General features: G+C 64.6%; 16 protein-coding genes. 7 read left to right on the top strand and 9 right to left on the bottom strand.

Annotated features, from left to right (window positions below; translation table 11 throughout):
• The first annotated feature begins 170 nt into the window (after positions 1-170).
• Positions 171-2,408: an AGE family epimerase/isomerase gene (locus tag AC0L2L_RS12330; RefSeq protein ID WP_473578654.1), complete on the top strand. Its 2,238-nt coding sequence runs from the start codon at positions 171-173 to the stop codon at positions 2,406-2,408.
• A 63-nt stretch (positions 2,409-2,471) separates the two neighbouring features.
• Here the strand turns inward: AC0L2L_RS12330 and betB are convergent, their stop codons facing one another.
• The 5 genes from betB to betI are packed head-to-tail and all read right to left on the bottom strand — an operon-like array spanning position 2,472 to position 8,752.
• On the bottom strand, positions 2,472-3,935 hold the full coding sequence (gene betB, locus AC0L2L_RS12325; RefSeq protein WP_473578653.1) for a betaine-aldehyde dehydrogenase: 1,464 nt from the start codon (positions 3,933-3,935) through the stop codon (positions 2,472-2,474).
• A gap of 54 nt (positions 3,936-3,989) precedes the next feature.
• Positions 3,990-5,642 carry a choline dehydrogenase gene (betA, locus tag AC0L2L_RS12320; protein WP_473578651.1) on the bottom strand — a complete coding sequence of 551 codons (1,653 nt, stop codon included), beginning with the start codon at positions 5,640-5,642 and terminating at the stop codon, positions 3,990-3,992.
• On the bottom strand, positions 5,635-6,639 hold the full coding sequence (locus tag AC0L2L_RS12315) for a threonine/serine dehydratase (RefSeq protein ID WP_473578649.1): 1,005 nt from the start codon (positions 6,637-6,639) through the stop codon (positions 5,635-5,637). Before AC0L2L_RS12315 ends, betA begins: the two co-directional genes overlap by 8 nt.
• Positions 6,636-8,165, bottom strand: a complete 1,530-nt coding sequence (gene betC, locus AC0L2L_RS12310; RefSeq protein ID WP_473578647.1) for a choline-sulfatase — start codon at positions 8,163-8,165, stop codon at positions 6,636-6,638. Before betC ends, AC0L2L_RS12315 begins: the two co-directional genes overlap by 4 nt.
• Positions 8,162-8,752: a transcriptional regulator BetI gene (betI, locus tag AC0L2L_RS12305; RefSeq protein ID WP_473578645.1), complete on the bottom strand. Its 591-nt coding sequence runs from the start codon at positions 8,750-8,752 to the stop codon at positions 8,162-8,164. The genes betC and betI overlap by 4 nt, the downstream gene beginning before the upstream one ends.
• A gap of 190 nt (positions 8,753-8,942) precedes the next feature.
• Between betI and AC0L2L_RS12300 the strand changes: the two genes are divergently transcribed.
• The 3 genes from AC0L2L_RS12300 to AC0L2L_RS12290 all read left to right on the top strand — a co-directional run bounded on the left by AC0L2L_RS12300 (position 8,943) and on the right by AC0L2L_RS12290 (position 12,093).
• Positions 8,943-10,109 carry an acetyl-CoA acetyltransferase gene (locus AC0L2L_RS12300; RefSeq protein ID WP_473578643.1) on the top strand — a complete coding sequence of 389 codons (1,167 nt, stop codon included), beginning with the start codon at positions 8,943-8,945 and terminating at the stop codon, positions 10,107-10,109.
• 53 nt (positions 10,110-10,162) lie between these two features.
• On the top strand, positions 10,163-11,167 hold the full coding sequence (locus tag AC0L2L_RS12295) for an asparaginase (RefSeq protein ID WP_473578642.1): 1,005 nt from the start codon (positions 10,163-10,165) through the stop codon (positions 11,165-11,167).
• 113 nt (positions 11,168-11,280) lie between these two features.
• The gene (locus AC0L2L_RS12290) at positions 11,281-12,093 is read left to right on the top strand and encodes a class I SAM-dependent methyltransferase (protein ID WP_473578640.1); all 813 of its coding nucleotides are present in this window, start codon (positions 11,281-11,283) and stop codon (positions 12,091-12,093) included.
• 93 nt (positions 12,094-12,186) lie between these two features.
• Here the strand turns inward: AC0L2L_RS12290 and AC0L2L_RS12285 are convergent, their stop codons facing one another.
• Complete coding sequence (locus AC0L2L_RS12285) at positions 12,187-13,563, bottom strand: TIGR03808 family TAT-translocated repetitive protein (RefSeq protein WP_473578639.1); 1,377 nt, start codon at positions 13,561-13,563, stop codon at positions 12,187-12,189.
• 106 nt (positions 13,564-13,669) lie between these two features.
• On the opposite strand from AC0L2L_RS12285, the gene greA reads away from it, so the two are divergent.
• Positions 13,670-14,152: a transcription elongation factor GreA gene (greA, locus tag AC0L2L_RS12280; RefSeq protein WP_473578637.1), complete on the top strand. Its 483-nt coding sequence runs from the start codon at positions 13,670-13,672 to the stop codon at positions 14,150-14,152.
• Positions 14,153-14,441: 289 nt separating this feature from the next.
• Here greA and AC0L2L_RS12275 read toward each other — a convergent pair whose 3' ends face one another.
• From AC0L2L_RS12275 to AC0L2L_RS12265, 3 genes are read right to left on the bottom strand one after another with little or no spacing between them, the layout of a single operon-like run.
• Positions 14,442-14,669 (bottom strand): AbrB/MazE/SpoVT family DNA-binding domain-containing protein, encoded by a 228-nt coding sequence (locus AC0L2L_RS12275; protein WP_473578636.1) that lies wholly within the window; start codon positions 14,667-14,669, stop codon positions 14,442-14,444.
• Between the two features lie 59 nt (positions 14,670-14,728).
• Positions 14,729-16,852 (bottom strand): methylmalonyl-CoA mutase, encoded by a 2,124-nt coding sequence (scpA, locus tag AC0L2L_RS12270; RefSeq protein WP_473578634.1) that lies wholly within the window; start codon positions 16,850-16,852, stop codon positions 14,729-14,731.
• Entirely contained in the window at positions 16,849-18,291 is a 1,443-nt protein-coding gene (locus AC0L2L_RS12265; RefSeq protein ID WP_473578632.1) for a methylmalonyl-CoA mutase subunit beta, read from the bottom strand. Before AC0L2L_RS12265 ends, scpA begins: the two co-directional genes overlap by 4 nt.
• 255 nt (positions 18,292-18,546) lie before the next feature.
• Here AC0L2L_RS12265 and AC0L2L_RS12260 point away from each other — a divergent pair, with 255 nt between their 5' ends.
• Together AC0L2L_RS12260 and AC0L2L_RS12255 are read left to right on the top strand one after the other, a co-directional pair.
• Complete coding sequence (locus AC0L2L_RS12260; RefSeq protein WP_473578630.1) at positions 18,547-20,070, top strand: helicase HerA-like C-terminal domain-containing protein; 1,524 nt, start codon at positions 18,547-18,549, stop codon at positions 20,068-20,070.
• A gap of 400 nt (positions 20,071-20,470) precedes the next feature.
• Positions 20,471-20,893 (top strand): AraC family transcriptional regulator, encoded by a 423-nt coding sequence (locus AC0L2L_RS12255; RefSeq protein ID WP_473578628.1) that lies wholly within the window; start codon positions 20,471-20,473, stop codon positions 20,891-20,893.
• Positions 20,894-21,046 lie beyond the last annotated feature (153 nt).

Below are 21,046 nucleotides of genomic sequence, written 5' to 3'. Positions count from 1 at the left end.
AGCTGCCGCTTTCCGATCCTGCAAGCGGCAATGGCAGTCCTTCTGTCGCATTTCCTTTCTTTCGCGAAGCTTGCCTGAATGGCATAGGATTTGGCTGTCGGCTAAAGGGGGACTTAAAGGCTTTTGTCGTAAGTCCAACCCATCGGAGCCGGATTTTGACAGGGTCGTTCATGAGCCAGCGCATCGTCAGTTTCGTCATGAGTGGCGGCGTCGGTTCGCGGCTGTGGCCGCTGTCGCGCGAGGACAATCCCAAGCAGTTCCACGACTTCTCGGGCGATGGCTCGATGCTGGCCAAGACCTTGCGCCGGCTGGCGGCGCGGTCCCAAGGCGAGACGCCGATCTTCCTGATCGCCTCGGAACGCCACGCCGAGCGCGTCCATGCCGACCTTGCCGGTCTCGATCTTGCCGGCGGCGGGCCGCTGTTCGAGCCGACGGGCCGCAACACCGCGGCCGCCGTGGCGCTGGCCAGCCTGCGCACGCTCTCCGAATATGGCGACGAACTGGTGCTGGCGGTGCCGTCCGACCACGAGATCTCGACGCCTGGTCAGTTCTGGCGAAGCATCGAGGCGGGCGCTGCCGCTGCAAATGCCGGCCGGCTCGTGGTGTTCGGCCTCAAGCCTACCCAGCCCGAGACCGGCTATGGCTATATCGCCGTCGGGGCCGACAGGGACGGCGTCTTCGATGTCTCGCGCTTCGTCGAGAAACCCGATCTCGCCACCGCGCAGTCCTATCTCGAGGCCGGCAGTTTCTACTGGAACACCGGCATCTTCCTGTTTCGCGCCGGCGCCATGCGCGATGCCTTCGCTGCCTTCGCGCCGGAAATCTGGCAGGCGACGGAAGCCGCCTACAAGGCGGCGACCAGCGATCTTTCCGGTCTCTACATGCCGCTGGAACTTTACTCGGCCATCCCCTCGACCTCGATCGACTACGCCATCATGGAGCGTGCGAAGGACATCGCCATGGTGCCAGCCGGCTTCCGCTGGAACGATCTCGGCTCCTGGCAGTCGCTGCTGGATGTCGGCCCCTCCGACGGGCAGGGCAACGTCATCGTCGGCGACGTCGTCGCCATCGATTGCGAGAACTCCTATATCCGCGGCGACGGCCGCCTGCTTTCGGCGATAGGCATGAAGGACGTCGCGATCGTTTCGACAGCCGATGCCACTTTCGTCGCGCCGGTCAGCCACAGTCAGCACGTCAAGAAGATCGTCGAGCAGCTGGAGAAATCCGGCCGGCTGGAGACGAGGTTCACGCCGGCGCCCGACCGCGTCATCGAGAGCGGCGCCTGGCAGCGACGCGTGCGTCACTGGCTGTTCGACGAGACATTGCCGCTATGGTCGACGTCGGGCGTTGACCAGCACTATGGCGGCTTCCACGAGGCACTCGGCTTCGATGCCTCGGCGCTGATGAAACCCAAGCGCATGCGCACGCAGGCGCGCCAGATCTACGCCTTCGCGGTTGCCAAGGAGCGCGGCTGGGACGGGCCTGCGGACAGGCTGATTGCGCACGGCATCGACTTCATGGCCGGTCAGGGCCGCACCGAGCGGGGTGGCTGGGTGCGTACGCTCAACATCGACGGCTCGGTCGCCGATCCGGTCGAGGACGCCTACGACCATTCCTGCGTGCTTCTGGCGCTGGCGCACGCCCACATGTCGGGCCATCCCGCCGCCTTGCGGCTCGGCGAGGAGACGTTTGCCTTCCTCGATGCGCATCTCGAAGACAGCCGCATGACCGGCTTTCTGGAAACCTCCGACGGCGCGGAGGAACGGCGTTCCAACCCGCATATGCATCTGCTCGAAGCTTTCCTCGCCTGGCACAAGGCGACCGGCGAGCGCGCCTATCTGCGCCGGGCCGCGCGCATCATCGACCTCTTCCGCAGCCATTTCTTCGATGCCGAAAGCTGGACACTGGGCGAATATTTCGATGAGGGCTGGAAGCCGGCGGCGGGCGAGAAGGGGACATGGACCGAGCCTGGCCACCACTTTGAATGGGCCTCGCTGCTGGTCGATTTCGCCGCTCGCAGCGGCCAGAGCGAACTCACCGCCTTCGCCCGCAAACTTTATGCCTCGGCCATCGCCAACGGCCTCAACCGCGCCACCGGCCTCGCCTATGGCGCGGTCTCGCGCCAGGGCCTGCCGCTCGACACGGTCTCGCGCGGCTGGCCGCAGGCCGAGGCGATCAAGGCGGCGATCGCGCTGGACGGGTCGGGCGGGCCGGACCTCAAGCCCGAGATCGAGGCGCGCGTCGGCCGCCTGTTCCGCTGGCACATCGACCCCGCCCCGCTCGGCCTGTGGATCGACCGCATCGACGAGCGCGGTCGCTCACTGGCGACCGAGGTGCCCGCCAGCATCTTCTACCACCTGGTCTATGCGCTGACGCAGTATCTGGATGGGACTGCGGGGAAGGGGTGAAGCTGCCAATCTCCCCCGCAAGGGGGGAGATTGGCTGTCCCTCGGCTTTCGCCAATCGCCGGCTCAATAAGGGCTCGCTACGTCCCCCGTCTCGACATAAACCGCCTTCAGCTGCGAATAATGCGCCAGCGCGGCAAGCGAATTCTCCCGCCCGATGCCGGACTGCTTGACGCCGCCGAAGGGCATTTCCACCGGGGTGAGATTGTAGGCGTTGATCCAGCAGGTGCCGGCCTGCAGCTCGGCGATCACCCGGTGCGCGCGCGGCAGGTCGCGGGTGAACACGCCGGCCGCGAGCCCGAATTCGGTATCGTTGGCGCGCTCGATCACCTCGTCCTCGCTGTCGAATTTCAAGACGCTCATCACCGGCCCGAAAATCTCTTCCCGCGCGATGCGCATGCTGTCGGTGACATTGGTGAACACCGTCGGCTCGATGAAGAAGCCGCCCTCGAAACCTTGCAGCGACGGCACGTTGCCGCCGCAGGCGAGGTTCGCGCCGTCCTGCTTGCCGGCTTCGATGTAGGACATCACCTTGTCCTGCTGCGCCTTGTTCACTAGCGGCCCCATCTGCGTTTCCGGGTCGAGCGGATCGCCGATCCGGATCTTCTTGGTGCGCTCGACCAGCCGCTCGACGAAGCGGTCATGGACGCCGTTCTGCACGAAGACGCGCGTGCCGTTGGAGCAGATCTGACCGGTGGAGTAAAAGTTGCCGAGCATGGCGCCGCCGATGGCGTTCTCGAGGTCGGCGTCGTCGAAGACGATCAGCGGCGACTTGCCGCCGAGCTCCATCGTCGCGTGCTTCATCTTCGAGCCGGCAAGCGACAGCACCTTGCGGCCGGTCGGCACCGAGCCGGTCAGCGAGACCTTTGCCACGACGTCGTGGCCGACGAGACCGGCGCCGACGTCGCCATAGCCCTGCACGACGCTGAACAGCCCGTCGGGCAGGCCGGCCTCGCTGTAGATCTCGGCCAGCGCCAGCGCCGACAGCGGGGTGTTCTCCGACGGCTTGAACACCATGGCGTTGCCCATGGCCAAAGCCGGCGCCGACTTCCAGCCGGCGATCTGGATCGGATAGTTCCAGGCGCCGATGCCGACGCACACCCCGAGCGGCTCGCGCCGCGTGTAGGCGAACGGTCCGCCGAGATCGATCATCTCGCCGTTGAAGGCGGCGACCGCGCCGGCGAAATATTCGAGGCAATCGGCCGCCGAAGGCGCGTCGGCCACCAGCGTCTCCTGAATCGCCTTGCCGGTGTCGAGCGTCTCGATCCGCGCCAGATCGGCGTTTCGGGCGCGCAAAATGTCGGCGGCACGGCGCAGGATGCGGCCGCGTTCGACCGGCTTCAGCCGCGCCCAGGCCGGCTGCGCCGCGCGGGCGGCCTCGATTGCCAGCTCCAGCACGTTCGGCGTCGCTGAATGCAGCGTCGCGATCGTCTCGCCTGTCGCCGGATAGATCACCGGAAGCGGCGCGCCGCCTTCGTCCTCGATGTAGCGGCCGTTGACGTAGTGCGATGCCGTTGGCTGGGCGCGCATGGGGCGGTTCTCCAGTTCTCTTCGAGCGGCGGAGCGATCCGCCCCGATCATGCGCTATCTGTCCGACACCTGCCAGCGCGGATTGATCCACGGTTCCTGGTTGGACGGCGCGAGCGGCGTACGGCCGAGGATGTGGTCGGATGCCTTCTCGCCGGTCATGATCGAGGGCGCGTTGAGATTGCCGTTGGTCACCCGCGGGAAGATCGAGGAGTCGGCAACGCGCAGACCCTCGACGCCGATGACCCGGCATTCCGGATCGACGACGGCGGTCAGGTCGTCGGCGCGGCCCATCCTGCAGGTGCCGCAGGGATGGTAGGCGCTCTCGGCGTGGTCGCGGATGAAAGCGTCGAGCTCATCATCCGACTGCACATGGCTGCCCGGCGAAATCTCCTTGCCGCGGAACCCGTCGAAGGCCTTCTGGCCAAAGATCTCGCGCGTCAGCCGGATGCAATGGCGGAACTCGCTCCAGTCGTCCGGATGCGACATGTAGTTGAAGCGGATCACCGGCTTGGCTTTCGGGTCGGGCGAGCGCAGGCTCACCGAACCGCGCGACTTCGAGCGCATCGGGCCGACATGGGCCTGGAAGCCATGCGACTTCGCGGCCGACTTGCCGTCATAGCGCACCGCTGCTGGGATGAAGTGGTACTGGATATCGGGATAGTCGACGCCGGCCTGCGAACGCACGAAGGCCGCCGCCTCGAAATGGTTGGTGGCGCCGAGGCCGGTCTTGAAGAACAGCCATTGCGCGCCGATCAATGCCTTGGAGAACGGATTGAGCACCGAGTTCAGCGTGATCGGCTTGGTCGATTCCTGCTGGATGTAGAGCTCCAGATGGTCCTGCAGATTGCGGCCGACGCCCGGCCGGTCGGCGACCACCTGGATGCCGTTTTCCTTGAGATGCGCGCCCGGGCCGATGCCGGACAGCATCAGGATCTTCGGTGAATTGATCGACGATGCCGCGACGATCACCTCACGCCGCGCCTTAACGACCTGAATCTTTTTGTCAGCTTCGATCTCGACGCCGACAGCGCGTTGATTCTCGATCACCACGCGTCGGGCGAAACCCTTGAGCAGGCTGACATTCTTGCGTTTGAGAGCCGGCTTAAGATAGGCGTTCGCAGCCGACCAGCGGCGGCCGCCGAAAATGGTCTGCTCCATCGACCCGAAGCCTTCCTGCTTGGCGCCGTTGTAATCGTCGGTCAGCTCGAAACCAGCCTGGCGGCCTGCTTCGACGAAGGCACCGTAAAGCGGGTTCATGCGCGTGCCGCGCTGCACGTGCAGCGGGCCACCATGTCCGCGCCAGCCGTCCTCGCCGCCGTTGGCATCCTCCATGCGCTTGAAATAGGGGAGCACGTCGGCGAAGCCCCAGCCGGCAGCACCTTGTTCGGCCCAGTGGTCGAAGTCGTGCGCATGGCCGCGCACATAGACCATGCCGTTGATCGAGGAGGAGCCGCCAATCACCTTGCCGCGCGGCGTCGCCAGCACGCGGCCGCCGAGATGCGGTTCCGGCTCGCTGGCGAACCCCCAGTCGTAGAGGCTCATGTTGAGCGGGATCGACAGCGCCGACGGCATCTGGATCAGCGGCCCGAAATCGGTGCCGCCGAACTCGATGACGATCACCGAATGCTTGCCGTCCTCCGACAGCCTATAGGCCATGGCCGAGCCGGCGGAGCCGGAGCCGATGATGACGAAATCCGCTTCAAGCATTGTTCATATGCGCCATGAAATCGGCGAGCGAGACATTGCCGCCGGTAGCCACCACGAGGACGGTCTTGCCCGCCACATCCACCTTGCCGCCGCGCAGTGCTGCGAGCGATGCGGCGCCCGAAGGCTCCAGCACCAGCTTCATCTGCTCGAAGGCGATCTTCATCGCCCGCCGCACCGAGGCGTCGTCGACGGTGACGCCGCGCACCCCGGCAGCACTCACCGCCGCGAAGGGCGCGTCGCCAGGCTTGCGCGCCATCAGCCCGTCGCAGATCGATTTCGGCCCGATCGGCATCGTTTCGATCGCGCCATGCGCGAGCGATGAGCCCATCCCGTTGAAACCGTCCGGCTCGACCGCGATGATCTCGGTCTTCGGAGACAGATAGTGGAAGGCCAGCGAGACGCCGCCGATCAGCCCGCCGCCGCCGACCGAACAGAACACCAGGTCGGCATGCGCTTTCTTCGCCGAAAGTTGGTCGAGCGCCTCCAGTCCGGCGCCGGCCTGGCCGGCAACGATCTCCGGATCGTCGAAGGGATGGAGCAAGGTGAGGTGCTCGGTTTCGGCGATCTCGCGCGCCTTGGCAGCGGCGACCTCCTCACGGGCGCGGTCGCCATGATCCGTCAGCACCACCCGCGCGCCATAGCCGGCGGTCGCGTCGCGCTTGGCGGCGGGTGCGTCGATCGGCATGACGATGGTGACGGGAATGCCGAGCGCCTGGCCGGCCGCCGCCAGTCCTTGCGCGAAATTGCCGGAGGAATAGGCGACCACCCCCTTTTTTGCTTCATCCGGCGACAGCCGGTTCAGCCGCCAATAGGCGCCGCGCACCTTGAAGGAGCCAGCCCATTGCAGTGACTCCGGCTTGACGAAGATGCGCGCCGCGCCGGTCTCCCTGGCGAGGGCTGCAGATTCCAGCAGCGGCGTCATTTGCGTGGCCGCCGAGGTGACGGCATAGGCCTGTTTCAGGTGGTCGAGGGAGGGAACCAGAACGTCTGCCATCATTCGCCTCGCGGATACCGTTTGCTTTCCTCGAGATTGTCGAGGTTCATGTGATTGCGCATGTAGCGCTCCGATGCCTTCTGCAGCGGCTGGAAATCCCACGGGTAGTAGGCGCCGTTGCGCAACGCCGGATAGACGACCCAGCGGCGCGCCTGGCTTTCGCGCACCGCGGCGTCGAAAGCGGCCATATCCCAGCGCGCCCGGGCCTTTTGCGTGAAGGTGGCGACCAGCGCAGCGTTCGCCGGATCGTCGGCAAGGTTGCTACGCTCGAGCGGATCGGCTTCGAGATCGAACAATTGCGGCGGATCGAGCTCGCAATGGACGAACTTGTATTTGCCGTCGCGGATCGCGGCCAGCGGCGCGTAGGAGCCCTCGGCCGCGTACTCGATCAGCACCGGCGCGATGCGCTGCTTGCCGTCGAGAAGCGGCACCAGCGACTGGCCGTCCGTCCAGGGCGCGATTGCCGCGATGTCGATGCCGGCCAGGTCGCAAAGCGTCGGGGTCACGTCGAGATTGGAAACCGGCGCTTCGATGAGGCCGGCCGGCACGCCTTTGCCGGCGATCATCAGCGGCACCCGTACCGAACCCTCGAAGAAGCTCATCTTGAACCACAGGCCGCGCTCGCCCAGCATGTCGCCGTGATCCGAGCAGAACAGGATGGTCGTGTCGTCGAGCATGCGGGTGCGCGCGAGAACGTCCATAAGCTCGCCGAGCTTGTCGTCGACGTAGGAGATGTTGGCGAAATAGCCGCGCCGGGAACGGCGCACCTGCTCGGGCGTGATGTCGAAAAAAGGGTAGTCGCTGGCGCGGTAGAGCCGCTGCGAGTGCGGGTCCTGCTCGTCATGGCTGATGAACCCGGTCTCAGGGTCCAGCGCCTGGCAATTCTCGTAGAGATCCCAGTACTGCTTACGCGCGACATAGGGATCGTGGGGGTGCGACAGCGAGACGGTAAGGCACCAGGGCCGGCGGTCCGCGCCGTCCTGCTCCCGCGACAGCTGATAGAGCCTCTGCGTGGCCAGGAACACGACCTCGTCGTCATACTCCATCTGGTTGGTGGTTTCGGCGACACCCGCGCCGGTGACTGAGCCCAGATTGTGATACCACCAGTCGATGCGCTCGCCGGGCCTGCGGTAGTCGGGCGTCCAGCCGAAATCGGCCGGATAGATATCGGTAGTCAGCCGCTCCTCAAAACCGTGCAGTTGGTCCGGCCCGACGAAATGCATCTTGCCCGACAGGCAGGTGTAATAGCCGGCGGCGCGCAGGTGATGGGCGAAGGTCGGAATCGACGAGACGAATTCGGCCGCATTGTCATAGACCCCGGTGCGCGACGGCAATTGCCCGCTCATGAAGGAGGCGCGGCCAGGCGCGCAGAGCGGCGAAGCGGTGTAGTTGTTGGCAAAACGCGCCGAGCGCGCGGCAAGCGCCTTCAGATGCGGCACTTGCAGGAAATCTGCCGGACCGTCCGGGAAGAACGTGCCATTGAGCTGATCGACCATGACGATCAGGAAATTGGGTCGCCGGGTGGTCAAGGTAGGCTCCGTCCATTGAGCTTGGTTTCGAGATAGTCCTCGACGAGCGCGATCGCGGTCCGCGCATCGGGCACGCCGTCCTTCAGCGCGCGCCGAATGTAGAGCCCGTCGATCAGCGCCGCGATCGCTTCGGCCACGCGGTCGGCCTCGGCCCTTGGCAGGATACCGGTCAGGCCGCTCATCAGGTTCGAATGCAGCCGCCGCGCATAAATGCGCAGCAGCCGCCGCAGGTTGGACGATTTCTGCGCCTCGACATAGAAGGCGAGCCAGGCGGCAATGATCTGAGGCTGGAACTGGTCGTCGGAGAAACTGACGGCGACGACGGCCGAGACGCGCTGGCGCGGCGTGACGGTGTGGCCGAACGCGTGCCTCGTATCGGTGTTGAGCTCGGCCAGGATGTGCCGCATCGTGGCGAACAGCAGCTCGTCCTTGGCGCCGAAATAGTGATGCGCGAGCGCCGACGACACGCCGGCGCGGCCGGCGATCTCCGACATCGTCACGTCCAGCGAGCCGTGCTCGCCGATCGCCGAGATCGTCGCATCGATCAGCGCCTTGCGGCGCACTGGCTCCATTCCGATTTTCGGCATCTGGGAAATCCGGTTTCCGCAGTGAGATTATTTTTTATTGACGGATCAATCAACAAAAAATCAGCACCACGATCAACCGATCGTGTCGCTCTGGCCTATCCTTTGGACTGGAAAACGGTTCACTATTGAACAATATTGAATCTCATGCCGCGATCATACGTGCTAGGCTTCGCGGCAAATGGAGGCTGTTATGACCGCATGCATCGTCGGCTGGGCGCATTCGCGCTTCGGCAAGCTCGAAGGCGAGACGCTGGAGGGTCTGATCACCAAGGTCGCCGTCGAGGCGCTCGACCATGCCGGCATTGGTCCGGACGACGTAGACGAGATCGTGCTCGGCCATTTCAACGCCGGCTTCTCGCCGCAGGATTTCACTGCCAGCCTGGTGCTGCAGGCCGACGACCGGCTGCGCTTCAAGCCGGCGACGCGCGTCGAGAATGCCTGCGCCACCGGTTCGGCCGCCGTCAGGCAAGGCATCCGCGCCATCGATGCCAACGCCGCGCGTATCGTGCTGGTGGTCGGCGCCGAGCAGATGACGACCACGCCTGGCCCCGAGATCGGCAAGAACCTGCTCAAGGCCTCTTACCTGCCGGAGGACAGCGACACGCCGGCCGGTTTCGCCGGTGTCTTCGGCAAGATCGCGCAGGCCTATTTCCAGCGCTATGGCGACCAGTCCGATGCGCTGGCCATGATCGCCGCCAAGAACCACAAGAACGGCGTCGACAATCCCTACGCCCAGATGCGCAAGGATTTCGGCTATGAGTTCTGCCGCCAGGAAAGCGAGAAGAACCCGTTCGTCGCCGGTCCGTTGAAGCGCACAGATTGCTCGCTGGTCTCGGACGGCGCGGCCGCACTTGTGCTCACCGACACCGCGACCGCGCTCAGGATGCGCCGTGCCGTGACCTTCCGGGCCAACGAACACGTCCAGGATTTCCTGCCGATGTCGAAGCGCGACATCCTTTCCTTCGAGGGCTGCGAGCGGGCCTGGGAGCAGGCGCTCAAGAAGGCCGGCGTGACGCTTGACGACCTCTCCTTCGTCGAGACGCATGACTGCTTCACCATTGCCGAATTGATCGAATATGAGGCGATGGGCCTGGCCAAGCCCGGCGAGGGCGCCAAGCTGGCGCTGGACGGCACGACGGCCAAGGGCGGCCGCCTGCCTGTCAATCCTTCCGGCGGATTGAAGGCCAAGGGCCATCCGATCGGCGCGACCGGCGTCTCGATGCATGTGCTCACCGCCATGCAGCTTGTCGGTGAAGCCGGCGGCATCCAGGTGCCGGGCGCAAAACTCGGCGGCATCTTCAACATGGGCGGCGCGGCGGTCGCCAACTACGTTTCCATCCTCGACCGGATCAGGTAGAAGCGGCCCGCATTGAAGCGGCGCGCCCCATGGGCGCGCGTGCGGGAGGCAGCATGACGAATCCGGTTCTGGTCGAAGTCACGCGCGGCGCGGTGGTCGAAAGCGCGCACCGCGGCGCGGTGTCGGTCTTCGACGCCGACGGCAAGCCCGTCTGGGAGATCGGCGATACGGAGCGCCCGGTGTTCCCACGCTCCGCGGTGAAAGCAATCCAGGCATTGCCGCTGGTCGAATCGGGTGCTGCCGACGCCTATGGTTTCGGCAACCGCGAACTGGCGCTGGCCTGCGCCTCGCATTCGGGCGAGCCCGCCCATGTCGAACTAGCTGCGGCGATGCTCGCCAAGGCAGGCCTCGACAGAAACGCGCTGGAATGCGGCGCGCATTGGCCCTCGAGCCATGACGCAACCATCGCGCTCGCCCGCGCCGGTGGCGTGCCGAACGCTCTGCACAACAACTGCTCCGGCAAGCATTCCGGCTTCCTTTGCACCTGCGTCTACGCCGGCATTGCCCATGGCGGCTACGTCAAGGCCGGCCATGCGCTGCAGGAGATGGTGCGCGACGCCATGCAGTCCGTGACGGGGGCCGCGCATGACGTCGACCATTGCGGCACGGACGGCTGCTCAATCCCCACCTATGCCGTGCCGTTGAAGAACTTCGCACGGGGCTTTGCCCGCATGGCGACGGGCAGGGGCTTTTCGCCTGAACGCGCCAAGGCGGCGAAGCGGCTGCTTTCGGCCTGCATGGCCGAGCCGTTTCTGGTCGCCGGCACCGGCAAGGCCGATGTCGCGCTGATGCAGGCAGCACCGGGCCGCATCTTCGTCAAGACCGGCGCCGAAGGCGTCTATTGCGCGGCATTGCCCGAACTTGGCCTCGGCATCGCCTTGAAATGCGATGACGGCGCCGGCAGGGCGGCCGAGGTGACGATCGCCGCGGTGCTGGCAAAGCTGCTGCGCGGCGATGAAGCGCTCGCGGCAAAGCTCGCCCAACTCGCCCATCCCGCAGTCGAAAGTCGCGTCGGCGCCAAGGTCGGCTCGCTGCGGCCGACAACGGCGCTCAACTAGGGGGCGGATTCCCCTTTCGACAAGTATGCTGCTGGCCACCTCGGTCGAGAACCAGCAAAGGTTGCAGTTTGTATGCTAGCCTCGCGGTCCATCAAACGGGCGGGATGCTGACTATGCTGGAAGCGGACAAGGTGTTTGCCGGGTCGATCCCGGAAAATTACGATCGCCACATGGTGCCGCTGATTTTCGAGCCATATGCCGCGGATCTCGCAATGCGGGCGGCGTCCTTCTCGCCCGGCGCGGTTTTGGAAACTGCCGCGGGCACCGGGGCCGTTACCCGTGCACTGGCGCCAAAACTCTCTCCCGGCAGCAGCTATACGGTGACCGACCTCAACCAGCCGATGCTCGACTACGCGGCTTCGCGCCAGGGCCCCGACAGCCGCATCACGTGGCGGGCGGCGGATGCCCTGAAGCTGCCATTCGACGATGGCGCCTTCGACCTCGTCGGCTGTCAGTTCGGCGCCATGTTCTTTCCCGACCGCATCGCTGCCTATCGCGAGGCAAAGCGGGTCCTTAAGCCAGGCGGGCATTTCCTGTTCAGCGTCTGGGATCGCATCGAGGAGAATATCTTCGCCGATGACGTGACGAATGCTCTTGCGAGGGTTTTTCCGAACGATCCGCCGCGCTTCCTGGCGCGCACGCCGCACGGCTACCACGACAAGGCGTTGATCCGCAGCGATCTGAAGGCCGCTGGGTTCTCCGATGTGGCGATCGATACCAGGGCCGAGCAGAGCCGCGCATCCTCGCCGCGCGTCCCGGCGGTTGCCTATTGTCAGGGAACCCTTCTTCGCAACGAGATCGAGACCAGGGACGCAGGAAGATTGGCGTCCGCGACCGACTACGCCGAATCCGCAATCGCCGAAAGGCACGGCAGCGGCGAGGTGGCCGCCAAGATCCAGGCGCATATTATCGTGGCTGTGGCCTAAAGCGCGTCGCGCTGAAACGAATTCAGGCGACGTGCTTTAAGTTTTTGTTTTGTCGTTGTCCCGGAACCGCTGCGCACTTCTGGACGTCATGCATCAGCTCACCTTGTTGCGCTCGACGGTCAGATGCGCGTAGCCGCTGTCGCTTGATTTGGCGAGGTCGTCCGTCACCGGATCGGCCCAGCGTTGGCCGATGATGGCGCCGTTTTTCGCGCCGTCTATGACATTGTCCGAGATGACCGCGGTGCCGGAGCCTTCGACGACCGAAACGACGATGCCGGTGCCTGCCTGGCGGATGATGTTTCCGGTCGCCACGACATTGCGCAGATATGGCCCCCAGCCGAGCTGCATGCCGTAGAGCGGCGCGTTCTCGACGACGTTGCCTGAAACGGTCGTGTCGGCTTCGGCGCTGATGCCGACGCCGAAGCCGGGCGGATCGACGGTGTAGGGGCCGGTGGTCGAAAGGTTGCGCACGATGTTGTTCGAGCAGACTGCCATGCGCCCGCCTTCGTTGAAGTTGACGATCGAGATGCCGTTGGCGGCGCCGTCGACCAGATTGTTGCTGAGGATCGCGCCTTCGAAGGAAAATTCCGAATAGATCCCGGTCTCGCCCGAGCGCGAGCACGTGTTGCCGGTGATCTGCAAATTGCTGGCGCTGTTGGCGCGCACCGCGGTGAAGGCGCAGTCCGAGACGACGTTGCCGGAGATGATGACATTGCCGGCGCGGAAGGCGTTGATGCCGTTGCCGTTCTGGCCGGTGCCGCCGCTCCTTGCGCCGATGCGCTGGATGCGATTGCCGCTGACGATGGTGCCGTCCTCCGCCGCCTGCCAGCGATGCACCAGGATGCCGCCATTGGCGCAGTCGGAAACGGTGTTGCCCGAAATCTCCAGCCCGCCGGCCTCGACCGAATAGATGCCGGCATCCGCCGCACCCGAAATATCGGAGCGGCCGACACGGCCGACGGCATGCTCGAGCGCCAGTCCGTTCTTGCCGCTGCCGGTCACCTGGCAATTGTCGATGACGAGATGGGCGACGCGGCGCAGGTCAAGCAGCCCTTGCGTGTAATCCGCCAGCCAGCGGTTGGCGCCGTCCAGCACTAGCCCGCTGAGCTCGATATGCTCGGCCTGTTCGGCCATCATCAGGTGGCCGTTGCCGCCATAGACGATGCGCGTCGCGCCGGGCACGCCCGACAGGCGCACGCGGGCCGGCAGCTTGAGGTTTGAGACGAGATAGGTTCCGGGCGGCAGGAATACTGGCTGGTCGCGGTCGCTGGCCTCGGCCAGCAGCTTGGCGAAAGCCTTGCTCTGGTCGTCGACCGCGCCCGGCTGCACGCCGATCTCCGTGGCGTTGATCGATCCGCGCATCGCGGCCATCTCGATACCCGGCAGCGCCTTCGCCGATGCCTTGCCGGCGAAGACGCCGGCGACGGCGAAGCCGGCGGTCTGGGCAAGCAGCGTTCGTCTGTTCAACATCGGCACAGGTCCTGGCGTTTTGCCCTGTACGTCGCAGGAATCGTGCCAAGGCAGACTTGCCGGCAAACCGCTTGTGCAGTCGCCTCGCCAAGCCTAAGTTCGTTGCATGAGCAGAGCTTTTACGCGCGAAGAAGACAGCGAAAACGCCATTGCCGGCGTCGGCGAACGGCCTGTCAGTTCACACCGCAATCTGGTGACGGAGCGGGGCCTCGCGATGATCGAGGAGAATCTCGCCGACCTGCGCGACTTGATGGCCAAGGCCGAAAGGCGCGGCGATCGCGAGCGCCTTGCGGTGGTGTCGCGCGACCTGCGCTATTGGACCGCGCGGCGAGAGAGTGCGGAGCTTTCCGTGCCGGAACCGGGCAGCGACGTGGTCCGCTTCGGCATGGGCGTCACGCTGGAAGGCGATGACGGCAAGAAGGTGCACTGGCGCATCGTCGGCGAGGACGAAGCCGATCCGTCAAAAGGCAGCATTTCCCATGTCTCGCCTATGGCCGTTGCCCTATTCGGCAAGAAGATCGGCGAGGTCGTCAGGGTCAACGGCAAGGAGTGGGAGATCGTCAAGCTCTCATACAAGGCCGAGAACTAGTTCCCCGAGTTTTGACCGCTCGGTTGTGTTCGCGTCGCATGCCTTGGGAGTTTGGCCGAAACGCCCATCGTGATCGTCATCCACGGGCGAAGCGGGAGCGTAGCGGACGCGTAGACCCGAGGATCCATTCCGTTACTTTCGCCGAGGAATGCAGCGGAGCAGAATTCCGGATCGTGGAAGCGCCTCGGCGTCACGGAATGGATTCTATGGTCTGCGCGCGTCGCTTCGCTCCTTGCTCCGCCATAGAATGACGAAATCGCGAGGGCCATGACCAATCACGTAGGTCCATCTACTTTGCCAGCTTGCGCAGTGCGGCTTCGTATTTGTCCATGATATCGCGAGCGGCGTCCATCTGATGTTCGACGTTGTCGCGGACTGGCCTCAGAATGACCCCGTCGTCAGTTTCGATGATCTGAAGCTGGTCGCCAGCTTGAGGGTTCAAGCTATCGAGTATTTCCTGCGGCACGATGACGGCTCCGGATCCGTCCTCGAACTCCTGGATGATGGTCCTCACCATAGTCGCGCTCTGGTTGTATTCTGATCATGGAGCAACTTTGTTGCCGATTTGGCAAGCTCTCACCGATTGGCCAGCAACCGATCCATCAGCCGGTTGGCAGCATCCGGGATAACCGTTCCCGGCGGAAAAATCTCCGCCGCTCCCGCCGCCAGCACCGCGTCATAGTCCTGCGGCGGGATGACGCCACCGGCGACGATCAGCATGTCACCGTGGCCGAGTTTCTTCAGCGCTTCCTTGAGCTCGGGGATCAGCGTCAGATGGCCGGCGGCCAAAGAGGAGGCGCCGATGATGTCGACATCGTGCCGCACCGCCAGCTTCGCGATTTCATCCGGCGTCTGGAACATCGGCCCGACGGTGACGTCGAAGCCGAGATCGGCAAAGGCGCTGGCGATCACCTTCTGGCCGCGGTCGTGGCCGTCCTGGCCCATCTTGGCGACGAGGATGCGCGGCTTGCCGCCGGATTTCTTTTCGAACGCGTCTATCTTCTCCTGCAGCCGCTCGAGCGCCGGAGTGTCGCCCAGCGCTTCGCGATAGACCCCGGAGATGGTCTGCACCGCCGCCGTGTGGCGACCGAACACTTTTTCCAGTGCCAGCGAAATCTCGCCGACCGTGGCGTTGGCGCGCGCCGCGCGGATGGCGAATTCGAGCAGGTTCTCGCCGCTTTCGGCCGCGCGGGTGAGGGCCGCCAGCGCGTCCTCGATCGCCGCGACGTCGCGCGTGCCCTTGAGCCGCTGCAGCTTCGCCAATTGCCGGGCCTTCACTTCGGCATTGTCGATCTTCAGCACATCGACTTCGATGTCGGTCTGCGGCCGGTGCGCGTTGACTCCGACCAGAATTTGCTCGCCGGAATCGATGCGCGCCTGCGTGCGCGCGGCCGCTTCCTCGATGCGAAGCTTTGGAATGCCTTTCTCGATCGCCGCCGCCATGCCGCCGAGGCTCTCGACCTCCTCGATATGGGCCAGCGCGCGCGCCGCCAGGTCATGCGTCAGCCGTTCGACATAAGCCGAGCCACCCCATGGGTCGATCATGCGCGTGGTGCCGGATTCCTTCTGCAGGATGAGCTGCGTGTTGCGGGCGATCCGCGCCGAATGGTCGGTCGGCAACGCCATCGCCTCGTCGAAGGAATTGGTGTGCAGCGACTGGGTATGTCCCTGCGTCGCCGCCATCGCCTCGATCATCGTGCGGGTGATGTTGTTATAGGGGTCTTGCGCCGTCAGCGACCAGCCCGATGTCTGGCAATGGGTACGCAGCGATAGCGAGCGCTCGTCCTTCGGCGAAAAATTCTTCTTCATCAGGCTCGACCAGAGCAGCCGCGCGGCGCGCAGCTTGGCGACCTCCATGAAGAAGTTCATGCCGATCGCCCAGAAGAAGGAAAGGCGCGGCGCGAAGCGGTCGATGTCGAGGCCGGCGGCGACTCCGGCGCGCGCATATTCGATGCCGTCGGCAATGGTGTAGGCAAGCTCGAGATCGGCGGTCGCGCCCGCTTCCTGCATGTGGTAGCCGGAGATCGAGATCGAGTTGAACTTCGGCATATGCTTGGACGTGTAGGCGAAGATGTCCGAGACGATCCGCATCGAAGGTTTCGGCGGATAGATGTAGGTGTTGCGGACCATGAACTCCTTCAGAATGTCGTTCTGAATGGTCCCGGCCAGATCCTTCTGCGCGACGCCCTGTTCCTCCGCCGCCACGATGTACAAAGCCATGATCGGCAGCACAGCGCCGTTCATGGTCATGGACACGGTCATCTCGTCGAGCGGGATGCCGTCGAACAGCTGGCGCATGTCGAGGATGGAATCGATCGCCACGCCTGCCATGCCGACATCGCCGGCGACGCGCGGATGGTCGCTGTCATAGCCGCGATGCGTAGCAAGATCGAAGGCGACCGACAGGCCTTTCTGGCCGGCGGCGAGATTGCGCCGGTAGAAAGCGTTGGACTCCTCCGCCGTCGAGAAGCCGGCATATTGCCGGATCGTCCAAGGCTGCTGGACATACATGGTGGGGTAGGGGCCGCGCACGAAGGGCGGCATGCCCGGATAGGTGTCGAGATTGTCGAGCCCCTTGAGGTCGCCTTGCGTATAGAGGTGTTTGACGGCGATGCCTTCCGGCGTCATCCGCTGCCCTTTGAGGTCCGTTGGCGCGCGCCGCGGCGCCGACCAGCCGATCTGGCTGAAATCCGGGATCATGATCCGGCTCCGATCGACTGATCGATACGCACCGGAAACAGCGGCTCGCAGGTCGCCACGCCCTCCGTCAGCGCCGGCCGTCGCTCCCGAGGCAGTGTCTCGACCGGCCGCTCGTTCGGCGCGCGATAGAGCGTCGTGCCGACAATGCCGCGTTCGCCCAACCGATAAGCGCCATTGCGCTTGGCGGCGGCAGTCTGCACGCGGTTCTGGATATGGCCCTGCCGAAGGCTGGCGAGCACGCCGCCCTCGGCCTCGATGCGCTGGAATTCCTCCCAGGCAGCAGCGCAAAGATCGTTGGTCAGCGCTTCGACCGCGCCCGAGCCGCTGGCGGGGTCGGCGACATGGCCGACATGGCTCTCCTCGGCCATGATCAGCTGGGCGTTGCGGGCGACGCGGCGGGCAAAGCCGGCCGGCAGCCCATGCGCGATCGTGTGCGGCAGGATCGAAATTGAATCGGCGCCGCCCGTTGCCGCCGCGAAGGCCGCGATCGCCGTACGCAAAATGTTGGTCTCCGGATCGGCCATCGTCATCATGCGATGGGAGGTCTCGGCATGGATGCTGGCGGTCGAGGTCGGGATCGAGCAGGCCTCCTGGATGCGCGCCCACAGTTTGCGCAACGCCCGCACCTTGGCCATCGACAGGAACTGGTCCTGATCGACGCTGAGCGCGAAGCCGATATACGGCGCTGCGTAGACGAGAGGCTGGCGCGCCTTCTCGAACATCCTGAGATAGGAGACGGCGGACGCCATCATCGTGCCGAGCTCCTGCGCCTCGGTGGCGCCGGCATTGTGGAAGACGCGGCCGTCGGCCTCTAGCAGCACGCCCGGCACGCCCATCGAGAAGAAATGCGCCAGCGACTGCGGCATCGATTCCTGCAGCGCCTCGATCGAGGTGCGCAGCCGCCCGGTGCCGGCGAAGATCGCTGCCGGGTCGATGCCGAAGGAAAGGTTGAGCTTGGTCGGATCGGAGCGGCGGCGGCTCAAGAAAGCGAGCAGCCAGTCGGCCACGGCGCGGCTCCACGGATGCGCGTCGATGCGCACCTGCACGCGGTTCAGCGGCACGCCGTCGAGCACCGTCTCCAGCGCTTGGGCGGTGCGCGGCAGGCCGTAGCCGAAAGCGTTGGGCGCGCCCTCGAAGACAAGCGACAGGCCGGTCGCCCCCTGGGTGATGTCTTCCAGGGCTTGCGCGCTGGCCCGCGCAATGTCCGGGTCGTCGACGCGCTGGCTGACGATCCAGGGCACTGTCGGATTTGTGCGCGGCAGCGGCTCAGCGGTCGTCGAGCGCTGGCTGAGCGGCTCGATGCGGATGCCGTCATCGGTGCGGGAAACAAGCTTTTCCTCGAAGGAACCGCCGGCGAGCGCCTTTTCCACCAGCGCCTGCCAACGCTTGGCGTCCGGGTTCGGAAGGTCGACATCCCTGGTCAAGGCGCCGGCGCCCATCGCTCTCCTCGCTTCTCGGCCGCATCAGCCGGGTCCAGCCAATCTAAGGTCGGGAACCGGATATCACAATGCATCATCCGTCCGGGTTCTCTTGCGGCCAGCTAACCGATTGCCAAACATGCGCAAGATCCGCAAGCGCCAAAGGCCAAATTCGGAGCGGCCCCAAACTCGATGCTGGCCATTGCCGCCTGCCGATTGCGTTACTATACCTCGGGTGAGGCCTTTGAGCGGAAACAGATTGCGGAGACCGGATATATGGTTGACGAGACCAGCATCTTCATCGGCGCCAGCCGCAAGCCGGACGATTCCTACCAGCGCGCGGAAGAGCTGCTCTTGCGCTATGGCAATCGCCACGGCCTCGTCACAGGGGCCACGGGCACCGGCAAGACGGTCAGCCTGCAGATACTGGCCGAAGGCTTTTCCAATGCCGGCGTGCCGGTCTTCTGCGCCGACATCAAGGGCGACCTGTCCGGCATATCCATGATCGGCGAGGCCAAGGATTTCCTGGTCAAGCGCGCCGAGCAGGTGAAGCTCGATCCTTACCAGTTCCAGGAATTTCCGGTCATCTTCTGGGACCTGTTCGGCGAGCAGGGCCATCCGATCCGTGCCACCATTTCCGAAATGGGGCCGCTGCTTCTGTCGCGGCTGATGAACCTCACCGAGGCGCAGGAAGGCGTCATGAACATCGCCTTCCGCATCGCCGACGAGGAGGGCCTGCTGCTGCTCGATCTGAAGGACCTGCAGGCGTTGCTTGCCAACATGGCCGATCGCGCCGACCAGCTCAGTGCCCGCTACGGCAATGTCACCAAGCCCTCCGTCGGCGCCATCCAGCGCACGCTTCTGGTGCTGGAACAGCAGGGTGCCGCGAACTTCTTCGGCGAGCCGGCGCTGCGCATCGCGGACATCATGCGCACCACGCGCGACGGCCGTGGCGCGATCAGCGTTCTGGCCGCCGACAAGCTGATGATGAATCCCAGGCTCTACGCCACCTTCCTGCTGTGGCTGATGTCGGAGCTGTTCGAGGAACTGCCCGAGGTCGGCGATCTCGACCAGCCGAAGCTGGTCTTCTTCTTCGACGAGGCGCATCTGTTGTTCGAGGACGCGCCGAAAGTACTGATCGATCGCGTCGAGCAGGTGGTGCGGCTGATCCGATCCAAGGGCGTCGGCGTCTATTTCGTCACCCAGAACCCGCTCGATATCCCGGAAAAGGTGCTGGCCCAGCTCGGCAACCGCGTCCAGCACGCGCTGCGCGCCTATACGCCGCGCGAGCAGCAGGCGGTGCGCACCGCCGCCGAGACCTTCCGGCCTAATCCCGATTTCGACTGCGCCACCGCGATCACCCAGCTCGCCACCGGCGAGGCGCTGGTCTCGATGCTGGAGGACAAGGGCGTGCCGGCCATGGTCCAGCGCACGCTGATCCGTCCGCCGTCATCGCGGCTCGGGCCGATCACGCCGGACGAGCGCCGCAAGATTATCGCCGAGAGCCCGGTCGTCGGCCAGTACGACCAGGTCGTCGATCGCGAATCGGCCTTCGAGATCCTGCAGAAGAAGGCGAAGGAGGCGCTGGACGCCGAGGCGCAGGCGCAGCAGCAAAACAGCGGCGGGTCGCGCTGGAACATTCCCGGTTTCGACGACGTCTTGGGAACCGGCGGCAGGCGGTCTTCCAACCGCCAGACGGTCGCCGAAGCGGCCATCAAATCGGTGGTGCGCTCGGTCGGTTCGTCCGTCGGCCGCGCCATCGTGCGCGGCATTCTGGGCAGCCTGTCGAGAGGGCGCTAGCAGCGCGCCGCGACGTACGACCGTCCGGCCCCGCAACTACTTCGTTCCACGAATCGAGCGCGCTGCCGGCGCGGGATATCCGGTGGTGAAACGTCGCACCCACTGCGACGGGTGCATAGCTGTGTCGCTCGCTGTTACCCTTCGACGATCAAATCTTACCCCGCGACGATCACTGGACATCAGCGTCGTCTAAACTTTTCTCAAGGGGAGATTTTCCCTACGGAACCGCAATTTCATGAAATACCGAGCGCCCCAAATCATGGCCTTTGACGGGCAGAAGCCGGGAGGGCAACTCGATAACCGACACTGCACGCGATCACGAATTATTGTGGCTAGGGAACCGAAAGCACCGTCTAAGGTTGAGCCGAGGCTGCGGGGTTCTGGGCATCAGGAGTCCGAATTGCCGCGTGACCACGATCTGCTACCCTGGTTCCTGGAAATCCACGCTGAGAGACGTCCGCAGCTGAACGCCAAAGGCGGGCTTCCGATCCGCGCCACCCGTCAAATCCTGCAGTTCCTGAACGAGAACTTTTCACGTAAGCTTTCGCTCGCCGAGATGGCGGCGGTATGCGAATTGTCGCCCTACCATTTCGCCCGGGCTTTTTCCAAGACGTTCGGGGTTTCGCCGCATCAATACGTTCTCGCGCTGCGCCTGGACTTTGCCGAGAAGCTGCTTGCCGACAGGCGCATGTCGATCACGGACATTGCCGATTTGAGCGGGTTCTCGAGCCAGAGCCACCTCACCACCACGATGAAGAAATACCGCAACGTCACGCCCTTGCAGGTGCGGGAGAGGCGGGTTCGTTCGCGGGCCAGTGGCTAGGTGACGCGGACATACCGCTGGTTTATTTATGGCCTAGCTTATACAAGGTATATCTAAAGTAATTTTGCGTTAACCTCTTGAAGATCTGCTGTATATTTTGAGATGAACAGCAATTTATTGGAATACGCGATTCTGAAAACATGCCTTTCTGCA

The sequence above is a fragment of the Mesorhizobium sp. WSM4832 genome (genome assembly GCF_055811115.1).
Note: the sequence above shows the minus strand (reverse complement) of the source record. Positions and strands in the feature narration are given on the sequence as shown.